6 protein-coding genes are annotated in these 5482 nt (G+C 71.0%); 3 read left to right on the forward strand and 3 right to left on the reverse strand.

The window, feature by feature from the left end:
* Positions 1 to 775: MFS transporter (locus P409_RS25325; RefSeq protein ID WP_034844994.1), on the reverse strand; the 775-nt coding region annotated here is incomplete at its 3' end.
* Between the two features lie 192 nt (positions 776 to 967).
* Positions 968 to 2512, reverse strand: a complete 1545-nt coding sequence (locus tag P409_RS25330) for an FAD-dependent monooxygenase (RefSeq protein WP_238578772.1) — start codon at positions 2510 to 2512, stop codon at positions 968 to 970.
* A 132-nt stretch (positions 2513 to 2644) separates the two neighbouring features.
* Between P409_RS25330 and P409_RS25335 the strand changes: the two genes are divergently transcribed.
* Positions 2645 to 3232 (forward strand): TetR/AcrR family transcriptional regulator, encoded by a 588-nt coding sequence (locus P409_RS25335; RefSeq protein WP_202964807.1) that lies wholly within the window; start codon positions 2645 to 2647, stop codon positions 3230 to 3232.
* Between the two features lies 1 nt (position 3233).
* Here the strand turns inward: P409_RS25335 and P409_RS25340 are convergent, their stop codons facing one another.
* Positions 3234 to 4088 carry a helix-turn-helix domain-containing protein gene (locus P409_RS25340; protein WP_034845002.1) on the reverse strand — a complete coding sequence of 285 codons (855 nt, stop codon included), beginning with the start codon at positions 4086 to 4088 and terminating at the stop codon, positions 3234 to 3236.
* Between the two features lie 137 nt (positions 4089 to 4225).
* Between P409_RS25340 and P409_RS25345 the strand changes: the two genes are divergently transcribed.
* Both P409_RS25345 and P409_RS25350 read left to right on the forward strand, forming a co-directional pair.
* Positions 4226 to 5137 carry a fatty acid desaturase gene (locus P409_RS25345; RefSeq protein ID WP_034845003.1) on the forward strand — a complete coding sequence of 304 codons (912 nt, stop codon included), beginning with the start codon at positions 4226 to 4228 and terminating at the stop codon, positions 5135 to 5137.
* The coding region (locus tag P409_RS25350) for a substrate-binding domain-containing protein (RefSeq protein ID WP_430515660.1) at positions 5134 to 5482 on the forward strand (349 nt) is incomplete at its 3' end. The genes P409_RS25345 and P409_RS25350, both read left to right, overlap by 4 nt.

Below are 5482 nucleotides of genomic sequence, written 5' to 3' on the forward strand. Positions count from 1 at the left end.
GGGCGAAGACGGCGATCCCGGCCTGGCTATAGCCGAAGCGATCGCCGGCCAGCTCCAGCGGCACCGCGGTCCAGAACAGGCTGAAGCCGGCGAACAGCGCGGCCTGGTAGGCGGCGCGGCGCTGCAGCACCGGGGTGCGGCGGAACAGGGTGGCCAGCGAACGCAGCACCTGGCCGTAGCGCGGCCCGGGCGCCGGCCGGTACTGCGGCAGGCGCCAAGCCAGCACGGCCAGGAGGACGGCCATCAGGATGGCGGAGAGGGTGAAGATGGCGCGCCAGCCCAAGAGCTCGGCCACCACGCTGGCGACCGGCCGGGCCAGCAGGATGCCCAGCAGCAGGCCGCTCATGATGTTGCCGACCACCCGGCCGCGGACCGCATCGGCGCACATATGCGCCGCCATCGGGATCAGGATCTGGGCCGCGACCGAGCTGAGGCCGATCAGCAGCGCCGCGAACAGGAAGATCCCGGCGCTCGGCGCCGCCGCGGCGATCGCCAGGGCCACCACCGTGCCGGACAGGGTCAGCACCACCAGCCGCCGGTTCTCGACCATGTCGGCCAGCGGCACCAGCAGGATCAGCCCGACGCCGTAGCCGATCTGGGTCAGGGTGACGACCAGGCTGGCGGCGACGGTGCCGAGCCCGACCGAAGGCGCGATCAGCGCGATCAGCGGCTGGGCGTAGTAGAGGTTGGCGACGATGGCGCCGCAGGCGACGGCCATCAGGAACATCATCGCCGGCGTGATCGCCGGGACGGCAGGATGCGCGCGCTCGCCCATGGCGACGCCTCTCGGCAACGGAATCGGTCAGAAGAGGATCAAATATAGAACGCCCGGCGCTGTTGCGCTGCACAAAAGTCCGACATGGCAGCGTTGAGGGATCGGCGAGTCTGGGCGGCGAAGACGACGCCGGGGTGATCGCGGCGGCGATGCGCGCCGGGATCTCCGGTCCCTAGGCCGCCGGCCGTGTCCTCATGATGCGGATGCCGCGTCGGCTTCGCCGAACCATCGCGACGCGGCCCGGGCGGCGCCCTTGAGGTCCCCGGCGGTCTCGGCCGCCCAGGCGACGAAACCATCGGGACGCACCAGCACGGCGCTCAGGCCCAGCCTGTCCCCGGCGTCGGCGGCGACATAGGCGATCCGGCTGCTCCAGCGGCCGGCCAGCGCTGCACGCGCGGCATCGGCGTCGAAGTCCAGGAACAGGCCCTTCCCGGTCCTGAGGAGCTCGCCGAGCCTCGTCCCGTCGGCCAGCTCGAAATCGGGCGCGCTGCGGCCGGCCAGCGGGTGGCCGTCGCCGGGATCGTATCGCAGGGACACGCCCCGGACGCGTTCGGCGAAATAGGTCGCGCCGTCGCGCGTGTCGATGAGATCGCGGATGATGGCCGCCAGCGCGCGCGAGCTGCGACTCGGCCGCATCAGCGCGACCTGGGCGCGCGACCAGTCCAGCACCTGTGCCCCCACCGGATGCCGTTCGGCTTCATAGCTGTCGAGCAGGCCGGGCGGCGCATCGCCGCGGATCGTGGCCGCCAGCTTCCAGCCGAGATTCAGGGCATCGCCGAGCCCGAGGTTGAGCCCCTGGCCGCCCAGCGGGGAATGGATGTGCGCGGCGTCCCCGGCCAGCAGCACCCGCCCGCGGCGGTAGGTGGCGGCCTGGCAGGCGCGATCGGTCCAGGTGGTGGCCAGGTGAAGCGCCGTCACGGTGGCATCCGTGCCGGAGACGCGGCGCAGCACCGCCTGCACATGATCGAGCGTGATCGGCCGGGTCCGGTGGAAGGCGCCGCCGTCGAAATCGACCATCGCGGCCGTCCCGGGCGGGGCGTAGGTGTACATGCCGGCCGGCGTGTAGTGGCGGCCCGGACGGAGCGCGTCCGGATCGGCCAGCTCGACCTCGACGGAATAGCCGGTGAATTCGGGATCGGTGCCGGCGAATTCGAAGCCGGCCGCCTTGCGGACCGTGCTGCGGCCGCCATCGCAGCCGACCAGCCAGCGCCCGCGAACCACCTCGCCGCCGGCGCGGACGGTCACGTCCTCGTCAGACGGATCGACCTCCTCCACGCCGCGGCCGCGCCGGATCTCGACGCCCGTCGCGCCGGCGCGGGCGGCCAGGACCGACTCGATCCGCTCGATCTCGACCGCCAGGCTGGTGCCGGCCGGGCCGGGCAGGCGGTACGGCCATGCCGAGGGATCGATCTGGTCCTGGAAGAACTGGATGCCGGCGAAATGGCCGCCCGGGCGGCGTGCCTGCCCCGCCCAATGCGCGGCGGCCGGAGTGGTGCTGCCGCCCGGGCCGCCTGTTGCGGGCTGTATCGCCGCGATGTCGTCCAGCAGGCCGCGGCGGTGGAAGGCGTCGAGGGTGGGGGCCGAAAGGCCGCGCAGCCCGAAGGGCAGGCGCTTCAGGGGCGACCGCGGGTCTTCGGCATGCTCCAGCACCAGCACCGACAGGCCGGCGAGGCGCAGCTCGCAGGCGAGGAACAGGCCGACAGGGCCTGCTCCGGCGATCACGACATCATGGGTCACGGCAAAATTCCTCAGGCGAGTGTCCCGCCGGCAACGTCGGCACGGCATAATTTTTACACTCAGTATAAATTTATATATGGTATAAATCACGGCATGTCAAACCGACCCGGACTCCGAGACCGCAAGAAGGAGATGACGCGCCAGGCGATCTCCGACGTCGCGACGCGCCTGTTCGTCGAGCGCGGCTTCGACAAGGTGTCCGTCGCCGATATCGCGGATGAGGCGGATGTCGCCCGGAAGACGGTGTTCAACTACTTCCCCCGCAAGGAGGACCTGGTCTTCGATCGCGAGGAGGAAGCGCGGGCCCTGGCGCGGGAGGCGATCGCCGGTCGCGGCGGGCAGCCGCCGGTCGCGGCGTTCCAGTCGCTGATGCGCAGGCTGGCGGAGAGCGGGCACCCATTGTTCCGGATGTCCGACCGGCCGGTCCGGTTCTGGCGCATGGTCGCGGAGAGCCCGGCGCTCACGGCGCGCGCCTGCGAGCTGCAGGTGATGCTGGCCGATGATCTCGCCGGAATGCTGGCCGACGCGGCGGGCAGGCCGCGCTCCGATTCCGGCGCACGCCTCGGGGCGACGATGCTGATGGCGACGCTGGTGGTTGCCTATGGCGAGGCGCTTCGCGCCTTCCGCGAGAGCCGGGAGCCCGGATCGGCCTTAAGTAGCGTGATGGACCGTGGTTTCGCCGGCGTCGACGCCGCGCTCGCCGGGACGCCCTACGTCTGATCTACCCCAGCCGCCCCCGCAGCCGGCGCAGCAGCTTGGGCACGTCGGGCGGCTGGACAATGGCGCCGCGGATCAGGCTGTCGAAATGCTCCGACAGGGCGCGGATGTGCTCGGTCGAGTTGAACAGGAAGTACATGCCGCCGAGATAGAGCACCGCCCGCAGCGGCCCGAACACCGTCACCGGCACCGAATAGTGCTGCCGGCCGTCGTAGAAGAACCAGCGGAAGGTCGGGTACAGCTCCTCCACCAGTGCGATCATGTGGTCCAGCTGGCGGGCGCGGACGGCGGTGTCCAGGTCGTGCCAGATGCCCTCGCCGCGGGCGAAGCCCTCGATCGCCTGGATCGAGTTGCACACCTCCATGTCGGTCTCCGGCCGACGCTGATAGGCCAGCCGGGCGGCGGCGGTCTCGATCCGCTGCTCGGGCCCCGCCCCGGCGAAATGCGCCAGCTCGTGCCGGATCACGTCGCGGTTCTTGAGGATGTCCGGCAGGGTGGTGGGGACGTGGCGGATCTTGTAGCCGATCGCCTCGCGATGCCAGGCGATCAGCCGCTCGTCATCGGCCCATTGCGCGTCGCGCTCGATCGCCAATCGTTCCGGCACGATATCGGCGGAAAGGGGGCCGCGCTGGCTCAGCCCCAGCAGCCAGTCGATGCTGACCTGGCGGGCGGCCGCGATCGCCGCCAGGGTCTCGGCCCGCGGCAGCCGGTCATTCGCCGGCGACAGGATCTGCGACAGGGTCGACCGGTCCATGCCGACCGCGGCGGCGAAGGCGCTGCGGCTCTGGCCCGAGGCGGCGATGATCTCCTCCAGCCGGGCGCGGAAGGTCTCGATCATGTCGTGGCGGGACTGCGCCATTGCGATGTTTCCGAAACAAATTGTGCGAGTTTCCAGCAATCTGGATGAAGATACAGCAATCGCGTTGTTTTGTGCGCATTATCGCATTGTCCGACATGACCGTTTCACGACAGCCTGTGTCCGAAGGGATCGGGACCATGGCGGAAACGGTGAGACGAGACAGCTTCGAAGGGCCGACCTGGGCGGTGGCGGCCGCGGTCTATGGCGGCTGGCTGGCTCTGCTCTGGTTCCACGCGGCGATCCCGGCGCCGCTCTTCGTCGCCGCCGGGGCGGTGCTGCTGGCCTGGCACGGATCGCTGCAGCACGAGACCATCCACGGCCATCCGACGCGGTCGCGCCGGATCAACACGGCGATCGGATTTCCGCCTCTGTCGCTGTGGCTGCCCTATGCCTCGTACCGCGACCTCCATCTGCATCATCACCGCGACGCCCATCTGACCTCGCCGGTCGAGGACCCCGAGAGCTACTACGTCACCGACGACCACTGGTCGTCGCTCAGCCCGGCCGGGCGGGCGGTACTGCATTTCAACCGCACCCTGCTGGGCCGCTTCCTGATCGGCCCGGCCCTGGCCTGGTACGGGCTGTGGGCAGAGGAACTGCCGAAGCTGCGCCGCGACCGCAGGGCGCGCGCCGTCTGGGCGGCGCATCTGGCCGGCGCCGCGGCGCTGCTGGCCCTGGTCTCGATCGGGTTCGGCGTCTCGCCGATCCTCTATGTCGTCACTTGCTACGCCGGCACCGCGCTGTCGCTGCTGCGCTCCTTCGCCGAGCACCGCGCCGGGCCGGAGGGGCTGCGCACCGCCGTCGTGGCCTCCGGGCCGTTCTTCTCGCTGCTGTTCCTGAACAACAACCTGCATGTGGCGCATCACGCCCGGCCCGGCCTGGCCTGGTACCGGCTGCCGCGCTTCGCCGCCGCCAACGACTCCGCCGGGGTCGCGGCGCGCGGCGCGGGGCTGTACAAGGGCTATGGCGAGATCGTCCGGCGCTTCCTGCTGCGCCCGGTCGACGCGCCGGTCCATCCCGATTTCGACGCCGAGCAACGCGCCAAGTGACATCTGCGACCACCGCGCCCGGCGCGGCCAGCCTCCCGATGTACGATTTGCCGGAGGTCCGCTGGGCCACCGACGCGCTGTGGGCGGCGGTGGCCGCGCGACTGTCGGCCGCGGGGATCGCGGCGGCGCCGGCCCTGGATCGCGAATCCAGCCTGCCCGATCTCTGGACCGACCCGGCGCTGCTGCTCAGCCAGACCTGCGGCAACCCCTATGTCCGTCGCCACCGCGATCGGCTGCGGCTGGTGGCGACGCCCCGCTACGCCGCCGCCGGCTGCGACGGCCCGCGCTACAGCAGCCAGCTGGTGGTACGCGACGATGCGCCGGGCGAGGGGCTGGCGGACTTCC

It is taken from the genome of Inquilinus limosus MP06 (assembly GCF_000767795.1).
GTDB lineage: Bacteria > Pseudomonadota > Alphaproteobacteria > DSM-16000 > Inquilinaceae > Inquilinus > Inquilinus limosus_E.

Excerpts from the sequence above, each read along its gene's own strand:
- P409_RS25335 (WP_202964807.1), top strand. The coding sequence starts at position 2,645 with ATGACGCGCCAGGCGATCTCCGACGTCGCGACGCGCCTGTTCGTCGAG.
- P409_RS25340 (WP_034845002.1), bottom strand. The coding sequence starts at position 4,088 with ATGGCGCAGTCCCGCCACGACATGATCGAGACCTTCCGCGCCCGGCTG.
- P409_RS25345 (WP_034845003.1), top strand. The coding sequence starts at position 4,226 with ATGGCGGAAACGGTGAGACGAGACAGCTTCGAAGGGCCGACCTGGGCG.